The organism is Pontibacter diazotrophicus (genome assembly GCF_003367245.1).
Classification (GTDB): domain Bacteria; phylum Bacteroidota; class Bacteroidia; order Cytophagales; family Hymenobacteraceae; genus Pontibacter; species Pontibacter diazotrophicus.
Window position 1 is genome coordinate 249992 of sequence record NZ_QRGR01000001.1, and the last position, 18367, is coordinate 268358.

General features: G+C 47.5%; 17 protein-coding genes. 6 read left to right on the forward strand and 11 right to left on the reverse strand.

Annotation, left to right across the window (positions count from 1 at the left end; all coding sequences use genetic code 11):
- Positions 1–18: 18 nt before the first annotated feature.
- The 4 genes from DXT99_RS01080 to DXT99_RS01095 form a co-directional block, all read right to left on the reverse strand.
- Positions 19–666 (reverse strand): fasciclin domain-containing protein, encoded by a 648-nt coding sequence (locus DXT99_RS01080; protein WP_115563658.1) that lies wholly within the window; start codon positions 664–666, stop codon positions 19–21.
- A 258-nt stretch (positions 667–924) separates the two neighbouring features.
- A complete protein-coding gene (locus DXT99_RS01085; protein WP_147294150.1) occupies positions 925–1665 on the reverse strand; it encodes a fasciclin domain-containing protein in 741 nt (246 codons plus the stop codon).
- A 171-nt stretch (positions 1666–1836) separates the two neighbouring features.
- Positions 1837–2928: a S1 family peptidase gene (locus tag DXT99_RS01090; protein WP_115563660.1), complete on the reverse strand. Its 1092-nt coding sequence runs from the start codon at positions 2926–2928 to the stop codon at positions 1837–1839.
- A gap of 47 nt (positions 2929–2975) precedes the next feature.
- The gene (locus tag DXT99_RS01095) at positions 2976–3548 is read right to left on the reverse strand and encodes an RNA polymerase sigma factor (RefSeq protein WP_115563661.1); all 573 of its coding nucleotides are present in this window, start codon (positions 3546–3548) and stop codon (positions 2976–2978) included.
- A 143-nt stretch (positions 3549–3691) separates the two neighbouring features.
- Between DXT99_RS01095 and DXT99_RS01100 the strand changes: the two genes are divergently transcribed.
- Positions 3692–3907: a hypothetical protein gene (locus DXT99_RS01100; RefSeq protein WP_115563662.1), complete on the forward strand. Its 216-nt coding sequence runs from the start codon at positions 3692–3694 to the stop codon at positions 3905–3907.
- A 444-nt stretch (positions 3908–4351) separates the two neighbouring features.
- Positions 4352–4588 (forward strand): hypothetical protein, encoded by a 237-nt coding sequence (locus tag DXT99_RS01105; RefSeq protein ID WP_115563663.1) that lies wholly within the window; start codon positions 4352–4354, stop codon positions 4586–4588.
- A 178-nt stretch (positions 4589–4766) separates the two neighbouring features.
- Here DXT99_RS01105 and DXT99_RS01110 read toward each other — a convergent pair whose 3' ends face one another.
- On the reverse strand, positions 4767–5957 hold the full coding sequence (locus DXT99_RS01110; RefSeq protein WP_115563791.1) for a proline dehydrogenase family protein: 1191 nt from the start codon (positions 5955–5957) through the stop codon (positions 4767–4769).
- A gap of 388 nt (positions 5958–6345) precedes the next feature.
- Here DXT99_RS01110 and aroB point away from each other — a divergent pair, with 388 nt between their 5' ends.
- Genes aroB through DXT99_RS01130 form a run of 3 tightly spaced genes read left to right on the forward strand, consistent with a single transcriptional unit; the run spans position 6346 to position 9141 of the window.
- A complete protein-coding gene (gene aroB, locus DXT99_RS01120) occupies positions 6346–7383 on the forward strand; it encodes a 3-dehydroquinate synthase (RefSeq protein ID WP_115563792.1) in 1038 nt (345 codons plus the stop codon).
- The gene (locus DXT99_RS01125; RefSeq protein WP_115563665.1) at positions 7380–8624 is read left to right on the forward strand and encodes a 3-phosphoshikimate 1-carboxyvinyltransferase; all 1245 of its coding nucleotides are present in this window, start codon (positions 7380–7382) and stop codon (positions 8622–8624) included. Before aroB ends, DXT99_RS01125 begins: the two co-directional genes overlap by 4 nt.
- Positions 8614–9141, forward strand: coding sequence for a hypothetical protein (locus DXT99_RS01130; protein ID WP_115563666.1), 528 nt, complete (start codon positions 8614–8616; stop codon positions 9139–9141). The genes DXT99_RS01125 and DXT99_RS01130 overlap by 11 nt, the downstream gene beginning before the upstream one ends.
- A gap of 514 nt (positions 9142–9655) precedes the next feature.
- On the opposite strand, the gene DXT99_RS01135 is transcribed toward DXT99_RS01130, so the two are convergent.
- The 6 genes from DXT99_RS01135 to DXT99_RS01160 form a co-directional block, all read right to left on the reverse strand.
- The gene (locus tag DXT99_RS01135; protein ID WP_115563667.1) at positions 9656–10429 is read right to left on the reverse strand and encodes an ABC transporter substrate-binding protein; all 774 of its coding nucleotides are present in this window, start codon (positions 10427–10429) and stop codon (positions 9656–9658) included.
- A gap of 126 nt (positions 10430–10555) precedes the next feature.
- On the reverse strand, positions 10556–10789 hold the full coding sequence (locus DXT99_RS01140; RefSeq protein WP_115563668.1) for a hypothetical protein: 234 nt from the start codon (positions 10787–10789) through the stop codon (positions 10556–10558).
- A gap of 109 nt (positions 10790–10898) precedes the next feature.
- Positions 10899–11969, reverse strand: coding sequence for a M42 family metallopeptidase (locus DXT99_RS01145; protein WP_115563669.1), 1071 nt, complete (start codon positions 11967–11969; stop codon positions 10899–10901).
- A gap of 92 nt (positions 11970–12061) precedes the next feature.
- Positions 12062–13621 (reverse strand): acyl-CoA carboxylase subunit beta, encoded by a 1560-nt coding sequence (locus DXT99_RS01150; RefSeq protein WP_115563670.1) that lies wholly within the window; start codon positions 13619–13621, stop codon positions 12062–12064.
- Between the two features lie 186 nt (positions 13622–13807).
- Positions 13808–16417 (reverse strand): ATP-dependent Clp protease ATP-binding subunit, encoded by a 2610-nt coding sequence (locus tag DXT99_RS01155; protein WP_115563671.1) that lies wholly within the window; start codon positions 16415–16417, stop codon positions 13808–13810.
- 120 nt (positions 16418–16537) lie between these two features.
- On the reverse strand, positions 16538–17143 hold the full coding sequence (locus DXT99_RS01160; RefSeq protein WP_115563672.1) for a WbqC family protein: 606 nt from the start codon (positions 17141–17143) through the stop codon (positions 16538–16540).
- A gap of 227 nt (positions 17144–17370) precedes the next feature.
- On the opposite strand from DXT99_RS01160, the gene DXT99_RS01165 reads away from it, so the two are divergent.
- Positions 17371–18279, forward strand: coding sequence for a lysophospholipid acyltransferase family protein (locus DXT99_RS01165; RefSeq protein ID WP_115563793.1), 909 nt, complete (start codon positions 17371–17373; stop codon positions 18277–18279).
- Positions 18280–18367: the final 88 nt, after the last annotated feature.

Below are 18367 nucleotides of genomic sequence, written 5' to 3' on the forward strand. Positions count from 1 at the left end.
CTGGAGTTTAGCCTTGCGCTAGTCGTTGCTGTTCTGAGGTGGAATAAGCACTCTGTCCACCACGTGCACGATTCCGTTGGAAGCCTGTACATCGGGAGTGATCACTTTCGCACCGCCCACCGTTATAGCAGAGCCATTTTTGGTTACAACCACTTCATCACCTTGTGCTGTTACCATAGGCATGTTATCCTGCATCTCTGCTGAGCTTATCCTGTTGGGGAGCACGTGTGCCTGTATTATCCGCGTTAACTCCATCTTACTGGCAGGGTCTTTCAAGCTTTCGATAGTACCTGCCGGAAGAGCGTCAAAAGCCTCATTTGTCGGTGCAAAAACAGTATAAGGGGCAGGGCTTTCTAAGATTGTAACTAAGTCGGAGGCACGTATCAGCTCCAGAAAAGTAGATAGATTGGGGTTTTGCTGCACCAGCGCCACAATGTTCATATTGCGGCCAATCGTGTTATCAGCCGACACAGTATTGTTACCCGTGCGCTCCGCCGACATGTCTGTATCCGGATCCATTGGGTCCTGCGAGCCAGACGCGTCTTCTGTGACCTGGGTTTCTACTGCTGTGCCTGTGATGGTTGTGCCAGTTTCTGAGCCGGCACAACCATAGCTAAAGACAGCTGTTGCAGCTATCAATATTGAATGTTGGACTGTTATTTTCATAGAGCTTGTTGTATTGTGGTTTTATAAAATGACCAAACATATCTGTCTTCATTCCGTTTCTGCCGCTGGATTTAGTGCTGTGAAGAGGGAGCTGCAAAAGGAATATGTACAAGTTATATGTGGCTTGTAAAAGGCTTTCTCACGGTTACAGTTTCGCTTCGTCTCCGGAATCAAAACACATAGAGGGTAAAAAAGAAAAGCTCTTCCTGTGTAGGAAGAGCTTTTCTTTTTAGTCTGTCAATTTCAATTTGTTAAGGATTAGTATCCCATACGAGTGTCTTCAACAGCAACCTGGTCTGGTAAAATAACACTATCCACTACATGGATATAACCGTTAGAGGCTTCTATATTGTTTTTTACAATGTTAGCACCACCAATAGCAACGTTAGTACCATTCATGGTCACGTCTATCGGGATATAACGGTCTTCAGTAAACTGAATTCGCTGCGTAGTGTTAAACTGCGCTGAACTCACTTTGCTTGGCAGCACATGTGCCTGTAATACCCGCATTAAATTGGCTCTGTTATCAGGACCTATCAGCATTTCCAACTGTTGTCTGTCCATGTTGGCAAAGGCTTCATTTGTAGGCGCAAAAAGGGTTGCTTGATCCAGACGCTCTATATCCTGTACCATACCAGCTTGCTCAATCAGTGTTACAAAAGTAGTAAGGTTAGGGCTTCTTCTGGCTAAGTCCATAAGCTGATACTGCTCAGTATCGTCGATGTCATCAAACATGTCGCCAACCGAAACAGGGTTTTCTAAAGGGAGAGTGGCAACTTCTATTGTCGCGACCGGAGCTACTATTTCTCTTTCTATCACCAGAGAGCGCATAGCGTTTTCTTCTGTGTCAGCAGCGGTTCCTGCCATAGACTGCGTTTCGCTCATGGTTGCTGATGTGTCCATAGCGGTGGTATCATCCATAGTAGTCGTGTCAGAACCAGCGCAACCGAACATCATTACTGCGGCAAATGCCATAGGTATTATCGTTTTCTTTTTCATAGTTATCAGGTTTTTAAGTTCAGAGATATACAATCTTCATTGATCGTTCATCTATATTAACTTATTATTATAACTGATTTTAAAAGAAAATGTTAAGCCTTGGGGGTTGAATTTAGTCACCTGTAGCACCTTGTTTTTGAGTTATGCTAAAGGGTTACAGGGTTTTACGAATTAATTATACACCTTCACTACAAAAACGTAGTCTTTAAGCTTTTTAAGTTGCTGTGGTCTGTTCTGGCCTGAAAGTGCATTTTTTTGTGGTAGAGTTAATGCGATAGCCGCCGAGGTATCTGTTTGCGGTAACTCATTGATCATCTGCAGTAGATAAGCTGATTTAATGGCGAAGGCAGCCCCTTCCTGCCCGGCTTGCTTGCCACTGATAACGCCTATCAGGTTGCCCTTGTCGTCGAGCAAAGGTCCTCCGCTATTGCCCGGGTTAAGCGGTATAGATATCTGGTAAGCCGTTGTATCGCCCTCAAAACCGCTGGCGGAGCTTAACGAACCTTCTCCAAACACGATGTCTTCGCGTGGGTAACCTAAGGTATATACTTTCTCTCCTAAGTCAGATTCTGCTGTTTTAAAAGTGTAAGGCAGCTTACCAAAGGTTGTGAACGCAGGGTCAGAAACTTTCAGGATGGAAAGGTCGTGAATCTGGTCGCGGTACACTTCTACTACTTTATACTTCTGCCCGGCCTCGTTCTCGATCAGCACAGAATCAGCACCTTCTACTACGTGAGAGCTGGTAACGAGATACCCGTCCGCGTTAATGGCAAAGCCTGTGCCGCTGAAGGCAGCAGGACGCGGGGCCGGTTTCGTGGCATCGTTGATGCCGTTGATGATGGCCGTTTGTGTTTTCTTCAGGAGCTCTACTTCGCGGCGAAGTTCTACGTAATGGGCGGTTTGCTGCCGCACCGGGGCTTTCAGTTGTTGTACACTCCAGAGCGTGCCGAACACAGAAAGCAAAGATACGCTGGCGGCAACAGCAACTGTTTGCACATGGCGGTTCCAGAAGACTTTCCATGGAGCCGGCGTGGCCACAGCGGTTTCGTCTTCCATTTCTGAATGAATGAGGTTCAGTTGCTGCTTTAGTGACTGGCGCTGGCCAAAGCTGCGCATGGTGTGCAGCAGTTTCCTGTGCTCACGCACCTGCTCTGCCAGGCGCGGATCCGTACGCAGCAGCACTTCAAAAGCTGCCCTTTCATCGGCAGCCATCTCATTGTTCAGGTAGCTCTCAATTTGCTCGTAAGCGCGGTACTCTAACATTGTTGTTTTTTCTGTGGCCTTGTGCAGGCCTTTTAAAGCTAACCCTTTTATACCTCGGGTTTATAGGTGGCAAAAAATAGTTTCTTCAGGCGTTGCAGGCATTTATACTTCTGGTTTTTGGCTGTATCGGAGTTGGTATAGCCAAACTTCTCCGTAATCACCTGCATGTTCTGCATCCTGATGTAATAGTCCTCCAGTAAAGAGCGGCAGGGTTCTCCCAGTTGCTCAAGAGACTCACCCATGATGCCAAACTGCCTTTCCTGCTCTTCGTGGTGTTGCGTGTCTTCCTCTACAGGTAAAAAAGACTCCGAATCCTCCATCTTTACGGCGTATCGTCCTTTTTCTGCCAGCCGTTTCAGCCATAGCCTGCGACATACCGAGTACAGGTAAGTTTTTATCTGGCAGCTCAACTCCAGTGTATTCCCCTTTATTTTCTCATAGAACACGATGACGCCTTCCTGGTAAATGTCTTTCGCCTCGTCGTCAGTTCCGCTGTTACTCAGAATAAAATGGGAAATCATCGGGAAATAAAGTTTGTATAGGTAAGCCAACGCTCTTTCGTCGTCGCGCCGAATGCCCTCCAGAATCGCCTCATCCGTCTCATACAAACTCTTCTTCATTCCAATCAATTTTAATACGTTTAGGGGCGCAATGTAACCCTCTGAAAAAATATTTTTTAATTTTTTTAAAAAGGCGGGTTACCTGTGGCCTGTTTCGGTATGAAGTTAAAATCGAAACCAAAACACTTAATCACAAACACAAAATGAAAAATCTATTTAAATTCGCTTTCGTAGCTCTTGCCCTTACTGCTTTCACTGCTTGCAACGAAGAAGCTGCAACAACTGAAACTGAAGCTGTAGAAACTGAAGTTGTTACAGAAGAAGAAGTAGCTCCAGTTACTGAAGAAACTGTAGTTGAAGATACTACTGCTACTGTAGTTGAAGAAACTCCAGCTACTGAGACTCCAGCTGCTCAGTAATCTAAGCAAGAACTACAGCGTATAGCTTATAGTTCTAAAGCATACAGAGAGGCCCCATGCAACAGCGTGGGGCCTCTCTGTATTTTCTCCCCTTGCTGAAGTGCCTCCTTTCTGCCTCCATACGTTCTCCTTCTACAACTTTATCGCAAGGAACTGCATGGCTTCAGAAGCCTTACTTAACTGCCGTATTAACAGCTGCATAAAATAAGGGAAGGCTAAGGTTAAAAACAAAGTAACCCCTGTTGCAGTAAGTATTTTTACCTCCCGCGATAATTTATTTATTGCTATAACCAATTGGTTTATTGAGTTTTATGTATGGCCATGATTCTGTATCTGGCCCTTTATAAAATATTTTTAATTTTTTTCTAAAAGCCGGGTTACCTAAATCCAGTTTCAGTATGAAGTTAAAATCGAAGCCAAAATCACTTAATCACAAACACAAAAATGAAAAATTTATTCAAATTCGCTTTCGTAGCTCTTGCCCTTACTGCTTTCACTGCTTGCAACGAAGAAGCTGCAACAACTGAGTCTGAAGCTGTTGAGACTGAAGTAGTAACAGAGGAAGAAGTAGTTACTGAAGAAGTAGCTCCAGCTACTGAAGAAGTTGTAGTTGACTCAACTGTTGTTGAAGAGGCTCCTGCTACTGATGTTCCAGCTACTGAAGCTCCAGCTGCTCACTAATTTAAGCAGGAACTACAGCGCGATTAGCATATAGTTCTAAAACACACAGAAGGGCCCCATGCAACAGCGTGGGGCCCTTCTGTTTTATCTGAATATCTGCAAGCGCCTTTTATACCCTTAGTTTCAAAAAGGATGGTAACACATTACCCACCTCTTTCTGAAACTATAGCTAATCATCTTAATGCTGCTTCGCTAGTTTGCGGCGTTCCATTTCTTTTCTGATGAGGTTAAACTCGCGGCTGCTCTGCCCGGCTATGGCGGTGTTTTCGTTCGCCCGGCGTAGCAGGTAAGGCATCACGGCTTCCACAGGTCCGTAGGGAACATACTTTGCTACATTGTAGCCTGCTTTGGCCAGGTTATAAGAGAGGTTATCGCTCATACCATACAGCTGTGAAAAGTATACACGCTCATCATCCGGCGCGATGCCGTGTGCCGCCATCAACTCCATCAAAAGGTAAGAACTCTGTTCGTTGTGCGTACCGGCACAGAAGTAGATTCTGTCAATATGTTCTATGCAGAAGTGCAGGGCATCATCAAACAGTTTGTCAGAGGCTTCTTTTGTCGGGTTAATCGGGTCCGGGTAGCCTGCTGCCTGTGCACGCCTGCGCTCCTTCTCCATGTATGCCCCACGCACAAGCTTCGCGCCTAGGTAATAGCCCTCCTTCACGGCATTGGCATAATCCCGCTGTATTACACCCAGCCGGTCGTGGCGGTACATTTGATAGGTATTGTACACAATAGCCCGCTCTTTATTGTAAAGGGTCATCATCTCATAGGTCAGGTTATCAATGGTTTCCTGGATCCAGCTTTCCTCAGCATCCACAAACACTGGTACATTTGCTTCGTAACAGCGCTGGCAGATATCATTCATACGGTCGCGGCCACGTTCGAAGGCGGCACGTTCCTCTGCCGTAAGTTCCTGCCTGGCCTGCACTTTTTCCAACAGCCTAATGTCTACCAGCCCCGTTACTTTAAAAACAGAAAAAGGAATGAGTTTATGGCCCCGCGCTTTCTCCACGGTGCGCAGCAATTCATCGCGTGTCGCGTTAAAGCTTTTCTCGTCACCTTCGCCCTCTACAGAATAGTCGAGAATGGTGCCGATATTGTACTGGCTAAGCTCCTGGATAGCACGCTCCGACTCTTGAATGGTTTCACCGCCGCAGAAGTGATTGAAGACAGTCTTTTTCACAATAAACTTTACAGGAAGATGGAGGTTTAAGGCTGTGTTTAATAGACTGCCTCCTGTCTTCACAAGAAAATTGCTATTCATCATTTTAAACAGCAGGTATAACTTGTATAGCTCTGCGTCTGATTTTGATGAAAACGCAACGGCTGTGTCGTCAAACGACACTTTGGTACTAGGGTTCATGTACATAGTATTAGTGCTGCAAAGATAGCGGTTCAGCTATACAAACAATCATTTCAAGCGGTAGTTGACAATCAAAAAATATGCCGCCAGTCTGCCTTCAGCCTCCAAACGGTGGCTTATGACATTGCGTTATGATCATAGTGTTTCAAACCATTCTGCCATTTGCTGAAAAGGTTATGAGAAGTGATGGTATAGAAGAGAGAAGCACACTGCCTAAGCGAATCAGTAACACTCTGCCAGGCTTGTTTCTGGTACTTATTCTGTTGTTTCGGACTGAAAGTTCGGGCTTAGCTACTATATTGCGGTTGCAGCCCGTTTGATTGGGGAAAGATGTACTGAGAAAGGCAGGCTGCTTTTGAATGTTGTATACACAAAGCACAATTATACTGTGACAGAAACGATTCACATCGGGAATAATGCGCTGGAGGAGCTTACAAAGTTGCTTCAGAACCGCGCTTTCAACAAAGTGGTGGTATTGGTAGATGAGCATACCTTAGCGCACTGCTATCCGCAGCTGAAACCGCACCTGCCTGCGCATGAGCTTATCCAGATACAGAGTGGGGAAGAGCACAAGACCCTGCAAACCTGCGAGATTATTTGGCAGCGCATGACGGAGCTGCACCTGGACCGCTGGTCGGTGCTGGTTAACTTGGGCGGTGGCGTGATAGGGGATATGGGCGGTTTCTGTGCGGCTGTGTTCAAGCGCGGAATATACTTTGTGCAGGTGCCTACTACACTGCTGGCACAGGTAGATGCCAGTGTAGGCGGCAAAACAGGCATCGACTTTCATGGCTTGAAGAACCACATTGGCGTGTACCAGGAGCCGCAGGCTGTCTTCATTGATCCTGCTTTTCTGCAGACCCTGCCGCAGCGTCAGTTGAAGTCCGGTTATGCCGAAATCATCAAGCACTGGCTGATTGCGGATAAGGAAAAGTTCGAGGAACAGCGGCTTATCGGTATGATGATGGATAACTGGGAGGAGCTGATCCGCCATTCTGTTGCCATCAAATCCAAAGTAGTAGAATCTGACCCGCTAGAAGGCGGATTGAGGAAAATATTAAATTTTGGCCACACCGTGGGCCATGCCGTGGAAACGTACCTGATGAGCCAGCCAAACCGGGCAATATTGCACGGAGAGGCCATTGCCGTTGGCATGGTATGCGAAGCTTTCCTGTCGGTGAAGAAGGAACTGCTGTCGGAAGAAGACCTGGGTAAGATAGAGCTATTCCTGGAGATGGTGTATGAGAAGGTGGTATTGAAAAGGGAAGACATAGAGCAGATAGCGGTACTGGCGCTTCAGGATAAAAAGAATTCCGGCTTCTCCATCAATTGCACCTTGTTGCGGGGCATTGGCCATGCCGTATACAACCAGCCTATTACGCTGCACGACATCGAGGAATCATTACGCTATTACGAATCATTATGATATCATCAAAGAACTTAACTTCTGTTATGCTGTCTCACCCAACGGGCACGCTTAAAGGAAGTATAAAACTGCCTGCGTCAAAGAGCGAGGCAAACCGTGCCCTAATCATTGCGGCCCTGTCAGGCCAGGAGTCGGAACTGCACAACCTCTCAGAAGCAAATGACACCCAATTGCTGCAGCGCCTGCTGAGAAGCGACGCTGAAATAATTGATGCGGAAGATGCAGGCACGGTCATGCGCTTCCTGACAGCTTACTATGCTGTTACTGGTCAGCAGAAGATATTAACCGGTACCGAACGTATGTGCCAGCGCCCCATCAAAGTGCTGGTAGAGGCGCTGAAAGAATTAGGTGCCAGCATCGAGTATATGGGGGAGGAAGGATATCCGCCTTTAAAAATGAACGGCTTTAGCGGGAATGGCAAGCGCAATTTAAAGGTGCGCAGCGATATCAGCAGTCAGTATATATCAGCGCTGCTGATGGTGGGGCCACTCCTGCCGGATGGGTTGGAACTGGAATTGGAGGGCAAGATTGGTTCCCGGCCCTACATTGAAATGACGCTCTCGCTGATGCAGCATTTTGGTGTGTCCGCTACGTTTGAAGAGAACACGATTACAGTGCCGCACCAGCAGTATAAAGCGGCTACTTTTCATGTAGAGTCAGACTGGTCAGCGGCTAGTTATTGGTATAGCTTGGTGGCATTGGCCAGGGAGGCAGACATTACGCTGCTCGGCCTGAGAGAAAAGTCCTTTCAGGGCGACCGTGCCATTGTGGATATTATGGATCGGCTGGGAGTTTATACTGCTTTCGTGGAGGAAGGGGTAAAGCTGTCCAAAAAGAATCCTGAACGCCAGGTGTCTTATGATTTCTCCGACTGCCCGGATTTGGCGCAGACAGTTGTGGCACTTTGCGCAGGCCTGGGTGTGACTGTGGAGATGACTGGGCTGGAGAGTCTCCGGATAAAGGAAACAGACCGTATTCAGGCGCTGCAGATTGAGGTGCTAAGTATGAACTCTTCGCTGCAGGAAATATCGCCGGGTGTTTTCCGCCTGGAGCCAGGCATTATTACCAAAGACGAACTCAGTTTCCGCACCTACCAGGACCACCGCATGGCCATGGCCTTCGCACCGCTGGCACTTCTGGAGCCTGTGCAGATACAGGAGCCAAGCGTGGTCCGCAAGTCGTACCCTCGTTTCTGGGAAGACCTGGAGAAGGTAGGCTTTACGATAGCGCATGAAGAATAGCAGGCGCTTATATGGAGATGCAAGGCTGATTGAAGAGCAGCTCAGCCAGATGCAGCTAATGGAAGAAGCTGCCGGTGGTTGGGCTGCCGTTTACAAGCACAAAGACTCCGGCGCCTTCTGGATGAAGTGCTATGCTACTGCCGCCGCAGAGGGTGGGGGCTACCTTATTTTGATAAAACTACCCTTGCCCACCACGGCCGAGCTTATAAAGTTAGCTGTGCATTCGCCCTACGAAGATGAGGCTGTAGCTGCTGTGTTCCGGTTGCTGGACGAGGAGAAGATTGAGAAGAAAGATTTCAGGCTGCAGTTGGTGGAAACTTTGGAACGGCTGCCTTTGCCAGACCTTATCTTAGAGCAGCAGAAATGCATCGAGCGGGTCATTACACTGTCTGGTTTAAATGAGCCGGATAACAAGCGGGAAGTGCTGCATAAAAGTGCCGCCGAAGTGCAGCAGGATGCAGCTTATTTTAAGGATATTGCAGAGAGAGCACAGCGGCTGTTAGCGCAGTTGCAGTAGGCTAGAGTAAAAGGCTGTCGCAGGTTTGGCATAGCGCAATTACATTTCTCTTGAAGCTCCTGCTGCAACGTATACCTATCATGGAGTTTGTCCAAGCTACCATAGCAACAGCTTATCCAGCGACTCATTGATAACTCTTTTCATAGATACTGCCTGTGCTCTCTAGGCCGAGCGGCCTCGTCTTCGGGCATCGCGCTGTGCATTTGAAGCTGCCCTCGCTCCGCTGCGGGCTGCCTCGCTATCGCTCAGCACCGCATCAAATACAAGGCGCTCAACCCAAAGACTGGAAACATATTTACTTCGTGCTGACTGGATTTGCTTTCAAGAATTACAATAAAAAAAGGTCTAAAGCGAACTGAAGAAGCAGACTCCCATCCTTGGACAAGGAGGGGTAGGGGTGGTTTGACCCGGTACATCAGAAAAAATGAAGGTACTAAACTAGGTTTGATGTAATTCGGTACAAGTTGCATTTAAGCTGCGCTAAACTTGCGACAGGAAGAGAAAGGAAGAGCTCTTATGGCTCCTGCTTTACTTCTTCAATTACCTGCCGCAGATAGGCAGACGCATGCAACAACCTGCTGCCGTACCAGCTGAACATTTCCCCGTCTACAATCTTTATCATTGCCTGTGGGCAAATCTCCTGAAACTCCGCTACATGCTTTTTCTTGAACGGGTATGGTTCTGAGGATAACAGTATCAACTGCGGGTTGGCCTGTTGCAGTTGTTCTTGTGTAATTTCCGGGTAACGCGCCAAATCAGCGAAAGCATTTTGGAAGCCGCAGCGCTGCAGCATGTGGTCTATAATGTTGTGGCTGCCTACGGTCATATAGGGTTTACGCCAGATGAAGTAGGCGGTGGTGATAGGGGGCTGAGCAGGCTGCAGGCTTTTGAAGCCTGTGCTTATTCCTTGCGTTAGTTCCCTGGCTTTGGCCTCTGTGCCTGTTAACTGCCCAACCTGCTGCATCATCTGCAGAGCATCATCCAGGGTATAAATGTCGCTCATCCAAACCGGATACTTCTGCTGTAGTTGCTCGATGCCTTCTTTATAGTTCTCTTCTTTGTTGCCGATAATCAGGTCTGGCTTCAGCTCATCAATAGCATCGAACCGAAAGTTTTTGGTGCCGCCAATAATGGCTTTCTGCTTTACCTGTGGCTTTGGATGGGCACAGAACTTTGTAAGGCCAACGATGCGGTCTTCTAAGCCTAAATCGAATAGTAGTTCTGTCTGGGAAGGGACCATCGAAATAATCCGCTGCGGTAAGTCCGGCAGCGAAATCACGTGGCCCATCTGGTCATTAAAAATCACCTGGTAAATGTGAATTATGGATTATGAATGTAGGCGAATTCTGAAATTATATAGAGAACCTATTCCGAAGTATATCAGAGGAACTATGAACGTTTGAATACTATAAGGCTACACTTCCTGAAAGTACAGGCGTTTGTATTCCTTTGTACCCCATAGAGGTACAAAGGCCTTGAATGTTTCGCTTACCGACATGCCAACAGACTTTCGACGGATATTGATCACGATGCCCAGGTGTATGACCAGCGATACAAGTATAAAGGCTGTAACGCGAGGGTCATCTTTTGGCCTGCTCAGGTAGATGGCAAGCACGATCCACGGCAGAATCATCAAAGTCCAAAACATGTATCGGTGCATATAGTCTAATTACATTCGCTGCAAAAAGTCAGTTTTACTACATATAAAAACCTCCGGACTTTTAAGGCTCCGGAGGTTTTGAATATATCTATAAGGCTTAACTCAGGTAGCGGAAATCCTGCTTATCCTGAATTTTTAGTACCGTCTCATAAATCATTTTGATTACGTTGTCCACATCATCTTTATGCACGGTTTCTACGGTGGTGTGCATGTACTTCAGCGGAAGTGAGATAAGTGCCGAGGCCACCCCTGCGTTAGAGTAGGCAAAGGCATCCGTATCGGTGCCGGTGGCACGTGAAACAGCTGAACGCTGGAACGGAATATCCTTCTCTTTGGCTGTGTTAATAATCAGGTCACGCACGTTGTTCTGCACGGCTGGCCCGTAGGCAATCACCGGGCCCTTACCGCAATGAATGTCGCCGCTGGTTTTCTTTTCGTACATCGGCGATTGCGTGTCGTGCGTTACGTCAGTGATGATGGCTACATCCGGCTTAATGCGGTGTGCAATCATTTCAGCGCCACGTAAACCGATTTCTTCCTGCACCGCATTCACAACGTACAAACCAAACGGCAGTTGGTTGTTATTTTCCTTCAGCATGCGCGCTACCTCTGCAATCATAAAGCCACCGATGCGGTTATCCAGGGCGCGGCCCACGTAGTAGCGGTCATTCATTACCATGAACTCATCCTCGAAGGTGGCAACGCAGCCCACATGAATGCCCATCTCTTCTACTTCCTCACGGTTTTTAGCGCCACAGTCCAGGAACACCGTTTCAAGGGTTGGGGCTTTATCGTTTTCCACCTTGCGCACATGAATAGCGGGCCAACCAAAAACTGCTTTTACAATTCCTTTGGAGGTATAGATGTTCACGCGTTTCGATGGCGCTATCAGAGCATCAGAGCCACCGTTACGCTTCAGGTAAATATAGCCCTCTGCCGTAATGTAGTTCACGAACCAGGAAATCTCATCGGCATGCGCCTCGATAACAACTTTGTATTCCGCCTCCGGATTAATGACGCCCACCACAGTGCCGTAGGTGTCTGTAAAGTAACTGTCGATGTATGGTTTTACATACTCCAGCCACAGTTTCTGCCCCTCCGCCTCAAAGCCGGTAGGAGAGGAGTTGTTCAGGTACTTCTCTAAAAAGTCGAATGATTCTTGTCGCATAGGTGTCGGTTAGCAGTTTAGGTTGTCAGTAAACAGAAAAATAAACATATATGTACGTACATTTTCTGATTTTTCCTGTAAAATCAGGAATTTTAAAGCGGAATGTTACCGTGCTTCTTTCTAGGCAGGGTAACTGCTTTGTTCTCGAGCATTTTGAAAGCCTTAATTAACTTAGTGCGCGTATCTGCAGGCATGATCACTTCATCTATAAAGCCACGGTGGGCGGCACGATAAGGCGTTGCGAACTTCTCTTTATACTCCTCTACTTTCTCAGCCAGCTTTGCCTTCGGGTCTTCGGCTGCGGCAATCTCGCGTTTAAAAATAATCTCGGCTGCACCCTGTGCACCCATCACGGCAATCTCAGCCGTTGGCCAGGCAAAGTTCATATCGGCGCCAATGTGCTTCGAGTTCATTACATCATAAGCACCGCCATAGGCTTTACGCGTGATAACCGTGATGCGCGGAACAGTAGCCTCGCAGAAGGCATAAAGCAGCTTTGCTCCGTTGGTGATGATTCCGCGCCACTCCTGGTCCGTGCCCGGCAAAAAGCCTGGTACATCTTCCAGCACCAGCAGGGGTACATTAAAGCTATCGCAGAAGCGCACGAAGCGCGCTGCCTTGGTGCTGGCGTTTATGTCCAGCACGCCAGCCAACACGGCGGGTTGATTGCCCACAATACCAATGCTGCGGCCAGCTAAACGCGCAAAACCAACTACTATGTTCTCACCAAAGTTTTTGTGTACTTCAAAGAAAGTATCAGCATCAATAATGCCTTCTATTACTTCACGGATGTCGTACGGCTGGTTTGGGTTCTCCGGGATAATGGTATTGAGTATTTCTCTTGTCTCGTCGCCAGGCGATTCGTAAGGCAGGGAAGGCGGGAGGTCCTCGCAGTTTTGCGGAATATAGCTAAGCAACTTCTTGATATACTGAATACACTCTGCTTCGTTGGCACAGGAAAAATGCGTGACGCCACTCTTCGTGCTGTGGGTGCTGGCACCGCCAAGCTCCTCAGAAGTTACTTCTTCATGCGTTACCGTTTTCACCACATTCGGGCCGGTCACGAACATATACGACGTGTCCTGCACCATCATAATAAAGTCGGTGATGGCAGGAGAATAAACAGCACCACCCGCACAAGGCCCCATGATGGCAGATATTTGCGGAATTACGCCGGAAGCCAGCGTATTGCGGTAGAAGATGTCTGCATAACCACCCAGCGATACCACACCTTCCTGTATACGGGCTCCGCCGGAGTCGTTCAGGCCGATAACAGGGGCGCCGTTGTTCATGGCAAGCTCCATGATTTTGACGATTTTCTCAGCGTGTGTCTCCGAGAGGGAGCCGCCCAGCACAGTGAAATCCTGGGAGAAAACATAAACCGGGCGACCATTGATGGTGCCATATCCTGTTACCACACCATCGCCAAGGTAGTACTGCTTATCCAGTCCAAAATCTTTGGAGCGGTGCATCACAAACTTGCCAATCTCTTCAAACGAGTTCTCGTCAAGGAGCAGGTGAATGCGCTCACGTGCTGTCAGTTTCCCTTTTTTATGCTGTGCATCTATTCGGTCTTGTCCGCCGCCAAGCTGTGCCTCGGCATTTTTGCGCTCCAGCGTCTCTATTTGACTTTGCCTGATTTCTCCTGCCATGTATGTGTGTTATAACTCGGATGTATTACTAAATCATTATCATTCAAATTTAAAAACTCTACGGCTAAATCCTGTACAGTTGTATCATTTTTTAAATATATACTATTTTGAATATTAAGAATGTGTTAATGAAAAAAATAAGGGCTGCCTATACAGGCAGCCCTTATCAAAGATATTTAAGTTGAATTACTCTTTGTCTTTTGTTTTATCTGAGTCAGAAGACTTGTTAGGCTCTGTTGGCTCAGTTTCCTCTTCCCCGTCATTAGCCATTTTGGCTTTTTTGCCGGTGCTCTTCTTTGAAACGAAGGTCAGCTTCTCTTCGCCTTCCTTGTGGTCTACCATGATAACATCGCCCTGGTTTACCTCAGCCTTCAGAATCTCTTCTGCAATCGGATCTTCGATGTACTTCTGAATAGCGCGGTTCAATGGGCGGGCACCATACTTCGGATCATACCCTTTCTCGGCCACAAAGTCTTTTGCCTCCTGAGTCAGTTCAATGGTATACCCTAAGGCTTCCACACGGGTGAACAATTTGCTAAGCGACAGCTCAATGATTTTGTGCATATCCTGGCGGTTAAGCGAGTTAAACACAATTACATCGTCCAGGCGGTTCAGGAACTCCGGAGAGAACGTTTTCTTCAATGCGCTGGCAATAGTGCTTTGCATGATGTCGTCCACGTTCTCCTGCTTGCTCTTGGACATGAAACCGATACCGGCACCAAAGTCCTGTAAGTCGCGGGCACCGATGTTCGATGTCATGATGATGATCGTGTTACGGAAGTCAACCTTACGGCCCAGTCCGTCTGTCAGAATACCATCGTCCAGTACCTGTAACAGCAGGTTGTACACATCCGGGTGCGCTTTCTCAATCTCATCCAGCAATACCACAGAGTATGGCTTGCGGCGGATTTTCTCCGTCAGCTGACCACCTTCTTCGTAGCCCACATATCCCGGAGGTGCTCCCACTAAGCGAGATACACTGAATTTCTCCATGTACTCACTCATGTCGATACGCACCAGCGAATCTTCTTTATCGAACAGGTAAGTAGCCAGCACTTTGGCAAGTTCTGTTTTACCAACACCTGTCGGACCTAAGAATACAAAGGAACCGATTGGCTTCTTCGGATCTTTCAGACCCACACGCGTACGCTGGATGGCTTTCACCAACTGGCCAATCGCTTTGTCCTGGCCAATCACTTTGCCTTTCAGCTCTTCGCCCATGTTCAGAAGCTTGATGCCTTCTTTCTGCGCGATACGCTTCACAGGAATGCCTGTCATCATGGCAATAACTTCTGCCACATTTTCCTCTTTTACTGTGTAGCGTCTTTTCTTAGTCTCTTCTTCCCAGCTTTTCTTTGCAGACTCCAGCTGGTCGATGAGCTTCTTCTCTTTATCACGTAGTTGGGCAGCCTCTTCATACTTCTGGCTCTTCACCACGCGGTTTTTCTCTACCTTGATGTTCTCAATCTGCTCTTCAAGCTTCAGGATATCATCCGGCACAATAATGTTGTTGATGTGCACGCGCGCACCAGCCTCATCCAGAATATCGATGGCCTTGTCCGGAAGGAAGCGGTCGCTCATATAGCGGTCACTCAGCTTCACACAAGCCTCAATTGCCTTATCTGTATAGTTAACGTGGTGGTGATCCTGGTACTTGTCCTTGATGTTGTTCAGGATCTCGATGGTTTCCTCTGGTGTGGTAGGGTCTACCATCACAATCTGGAAACGACGGGCCAAAGCGCCATCTTTCTCGATGTACTGGCGGTACTCATCCAGGGTAGTAGCACCGATGCATTGAATCTCGCCACGTGCAAGTGCAGGCTTGAACATGTTGGAGGCATCCAGCGAACCAGACGCACCACCGGCACCCACAATTGTATGCAGCTCATCAATGAACAGGATAACGTCCGGAGACTTCTCCAACTCGTTCATTACCGCCTTCATACGCTCCTCAAACTGGCCACGGTATTTTGTGCCGGCAACAAGTGAGGCAAGGTCCAAAGTAACCACACGCTTGTTAAACAGCACGCGGCTTACCTTTTTCTGGATGATTCGCAGGGCCAGGCCTTCTGCAATAGCAGTTTTACCAACACCAGGCTCACCAATCAGGATCGGGTTATTTTTCTTGCGGCGGCTCAGTACCTGTGCCACGCGCTCAATTTCTTTTTCACGACCAACTATCGGGTCCAGCTTGTCATCCTCTGCCAGCTTAGTAAGGTCACGGCCAAAGTTGTCGAGCACAGGTGTGCGCGATTTTTCGCCGGCTTTCTTGCTTGTGCTGCCTGAGCGTGAAGACGAGCTGCCAAATAACTTGTCAGAATCATCAGAATCGTCAGTGTCTGACGACGCAAGCGGATTATTGCTATGATAATCCAGGGAATCTCTTATCGCTTCGTAGTTCACGTTGAATTTCGCTAAAATTTGAGAAGATATATTGTCTTCATCCCGAAGGATGGATAATAAGAGGTGCTCTGTGCCAATAATATCACTCTTGAAGATCTTCGCCTCCAGGTAAGTAATTTTAAGCACCTTCTCGGTCTGCTTTGTGAGCGGGATACTGCCGGTAATGTTGCTGCTCTGGGTTGCTGTATTTCGTGTAGCCTGCTCTAAAGCGTACTTTAATTCATCTATCGAAACGCCAAGCTTCTTAAGCAGGGCAATGGCAGTGCCTTCTCCTTCCCGAATCATGCCCAATACCAGGTGTTCAGTCCCGATATAGTCATGACCGAGCCGAATCGCTTCCTCACGGCTGAGCGAGATGACCTCTTTTACTCGGTTTGAGAATTTTGCTTCCATGTATACTATACTCCGTGTAATCTTTAAAATCTGAATAATTGTAACTGATTGAGGCTAACAGGGAAAGCCTACTATTTCAAACAAGCCGTGCAATGCAAATGTTCAGTTTGTTGGCCCCTTTTACTGTAGGTAAGTAAGAGACGTGGGCCCCTGTGTAAACAACAAGTCAATTATACTAAGCTCTGATGCAAATTGTTTGCCAAATACTTGTGTATAGGGTTTTACGTGCAAATTGTCAGGATAGATTTTAGGATGTAGCCTATTTCTTAAATCCAATACGTTATTAGCGTGTTCCGCTTGGTAAGACTCCGTAAAAATTAGTGACTTGTTCAGTTTTAGTAATTTAAGATAAAGGCGCAACAAATCCACATTAAGCTGAAATAAATATTTTGGCTGCCGCTCATATACCTCTTTTAGATAATCGCTGTAGAATTCAAAATAAGGTGCCCGGCCATACGCCGCCTGTATGGTACGCCAATGCACGTTGTACCATTTCTGGCTGTAGTCTATCTCAATGTCTGTTATCAGGGTTTTATCTTTGCTATTGCCCCGTAGCACAGGTATGCTCAGCGGCTGTACCCCTTGCGCCGTGAGCACATGGCAGCGGTTACGGTAACTTTGTTTTATATAATTTTCATGCCGCTCCACCATCAGGCTTTCTGCGCGAATGGCGTGCCAGAAATAGGACAACGGTGGGTTGTATTGTGCTTCAGTAAGGAGGACCAATTTGAGTTAGAAAGTTTGGGAGTTAGAAAGTTAAAGAGTTAGGCTTTTGCTGCTGAGGTACCTACATAAACTGTTGTTCTTTTTGCTCATATCATGATACATGAATCGTGATACCTGATACGTAAGCCGTGCTACCTAAAGTGTGTTTGCTTTGCTGCTAAAGTAGCACTAAAAATGTAATTTCATAATCAGGAAGCAGGTTGTACCTTTATGGCGGCTTACTGGTTATGAATAAAAAAATTAACATACCCCCGCAGTATTATCCGCTCTGGGTTTTGCTGAAGGGCCTGTCTTTGCTGCCCTTGTCTGTGCTGTACGTGCTGGCTGATTTTTTGTATTTCGTGGTATACTACCTTATCGGCTACCGTAAAAAGGTGGTACTTCAAAACCTGCGCAGTGCCTTTCCGGAGAAAGGCGAGCAAGAGATACAGCAGATTGCGAAGGACTTTTACAGGCAGTTTGCGGATGTGGTGGTGGAGATTCTGAAACTAAGGTCGATGCGTGCGGAGGAGATGAGGCGGCGGATAACCTTCACAAACCAGCAGTTACTGGATGACTTTGTAAAGCAGGGAACACCCGTCATCACAATGGGATCTCACGCGGCTAACTGGGAGTGGGTGCTTCCGGCAGGCGCGGTGCAATTTAGTTTCCCTACCAACGGCATCTACAAGTCGCTGAATAACCCTTTTTTTGAAGCGTATATGTTGCATACGCGTAGCCAGATGGGTGCTCGCCTGGTAGAGATGAAAGAGACCAGCCGCGATTTTGTCAGGAACAGGAAGGTACCCCGTGTCGTTGCCATGCTGTCGGACCAGACACCTATGATAAACGAGATCCAGTATTGGACGACTTTCCTGCACCAGGACACTCCTTTTTATGTGGGCGCAGAAAAACTCTCCAACATGTTCAGTTACCCCGTGCTTTACCTGGATGTGCAACGAACCAGCCGCGGCCACTATACCCTTACTTTTGAAACCATAACGGATGGTACGCAGGCAAAACCAGCTGCGGAAGATCAATACCCAATAACTGAACTATTCGCAAAAAAGCTGGAAGCCACCATCCGCCGCAGCCCCGCCGACTACCTCTGGACCCACAAGCGTTGGAAACATAAGCGCCCGGAGGGCGCGAGGTAGAGAGTTAGAGAGTTTGGGAGGTAGAGAGTTTGAGAGGTAGAAAGTTAAAAGGTTAAAGAGTTAGAAAGTGACGGTGCTGAATCGATGC

Bases quoted from the DNA above. Each gene is read 5' to 3' on its own strand.
- DXT99_RS01080 (WP_115563658.1), bottom strand. From the start codon at position 666: ATGAAAATAACAGTCCAACATTCAATATTGATAGCTGCAACAGCTGTC.
- DXT99_RS01085 (WP_147294150.1), bottom strand. From the start codon at position 1,665: ATGAAAAAGAAAACGATAATACCTATGGCATTTGCCGCAGTAATGATG.
- DXT99_RS01090 (WP_115563660.1), bottom strand. From the start codon at position 2,928: ATGTTAGAGTACCGCGCTTACGAGCAAATTGAGAGCTACCTGAACAAT.
- DXT99_RS01095 (WP_115563661.1), bottom strand. From the start codon at position 3,548: ATGAAGAAGAGTTTGTATGAGACGGATGAGGCGATTCTGGAGGGCATT.
- DXT99_RS01100 (WP_115563662.1), top strand. From the start codon at position 3,692: ATGAAAAATCTATTTAAATTCGCTTTCGTAGCTCTTGCCCTTACTGCT.
- DXT99_RS01105 (WP_115563663.1), top strand. From the start codon at position 4,352: ATGAAAAATTTATTCAAATTCGCTTTCGTAGCTCTTGCCCTTACTGCT.
- DXT99_RS01110 (WP_115563791.1), bottom strand. From the start codon at position 5,957: ATGAACCCTAGTACCAAAGTGTCGTTTGACGACACAGCCGTTGCGTTT.
- DXT99_RS01125 (WP_115563665.1), top strand. From the start codon at position 7,380: ATGATATCATCAAAGAACTTAACTTCTGTTATGCTGTCTCACCCAACG.
- DXT99_RS01130 (WP_115563666.1), top strand. From the start codon at position 8,614: ATGAAGAATAGCAGGCGCTTATATGGAGATGCAAGGCTGATTGAAGAG.
- DXT99_RS01135 (WP_115563667.1), bottom strand. From the start codon at position 10,429: ATGGGCCACGTGATTTCGCTGCCGGACTTACCGCAGCGGATTATTTCG.
- DXT99_RS01140 (WP_115563668.1), bottom strand. From the start codon at position 10,789: ATGTTTTGGACTTTGATGATTCTGCCGTGGATCGTGCTTGCCATCTAC.
- DXT99_RS01145 (WP_115563669.1), bottom strand. From the start codon at position 11,969: ATGCGACAAGAATCATTCGACTTTTTAGAGAAGTACCTGAACAACTCC.
- DXT99_RS01150 (WP_115563670.1), bottom strand. From the start codon at position 13,621: ATGGCAGGAGAAATCAGGCAAAGTCAAATAGAGACGCTGGAGCGCAAA.
- DXT99_RS01155 (WP_115563671.1), bottom strand. From the start codon at position 16,417: ATGGAAGCAAAATTCTCAAACCGAGTAAAAGAGGTCATCTCGCTCAGC.
- DXT99_RS01165 (WP_115563793.1), top strand. From the start codon at position 17,371: ATGAATAAAAAAATTAACATACCCCCGCAGTATTATCCGCTCTGGGTT.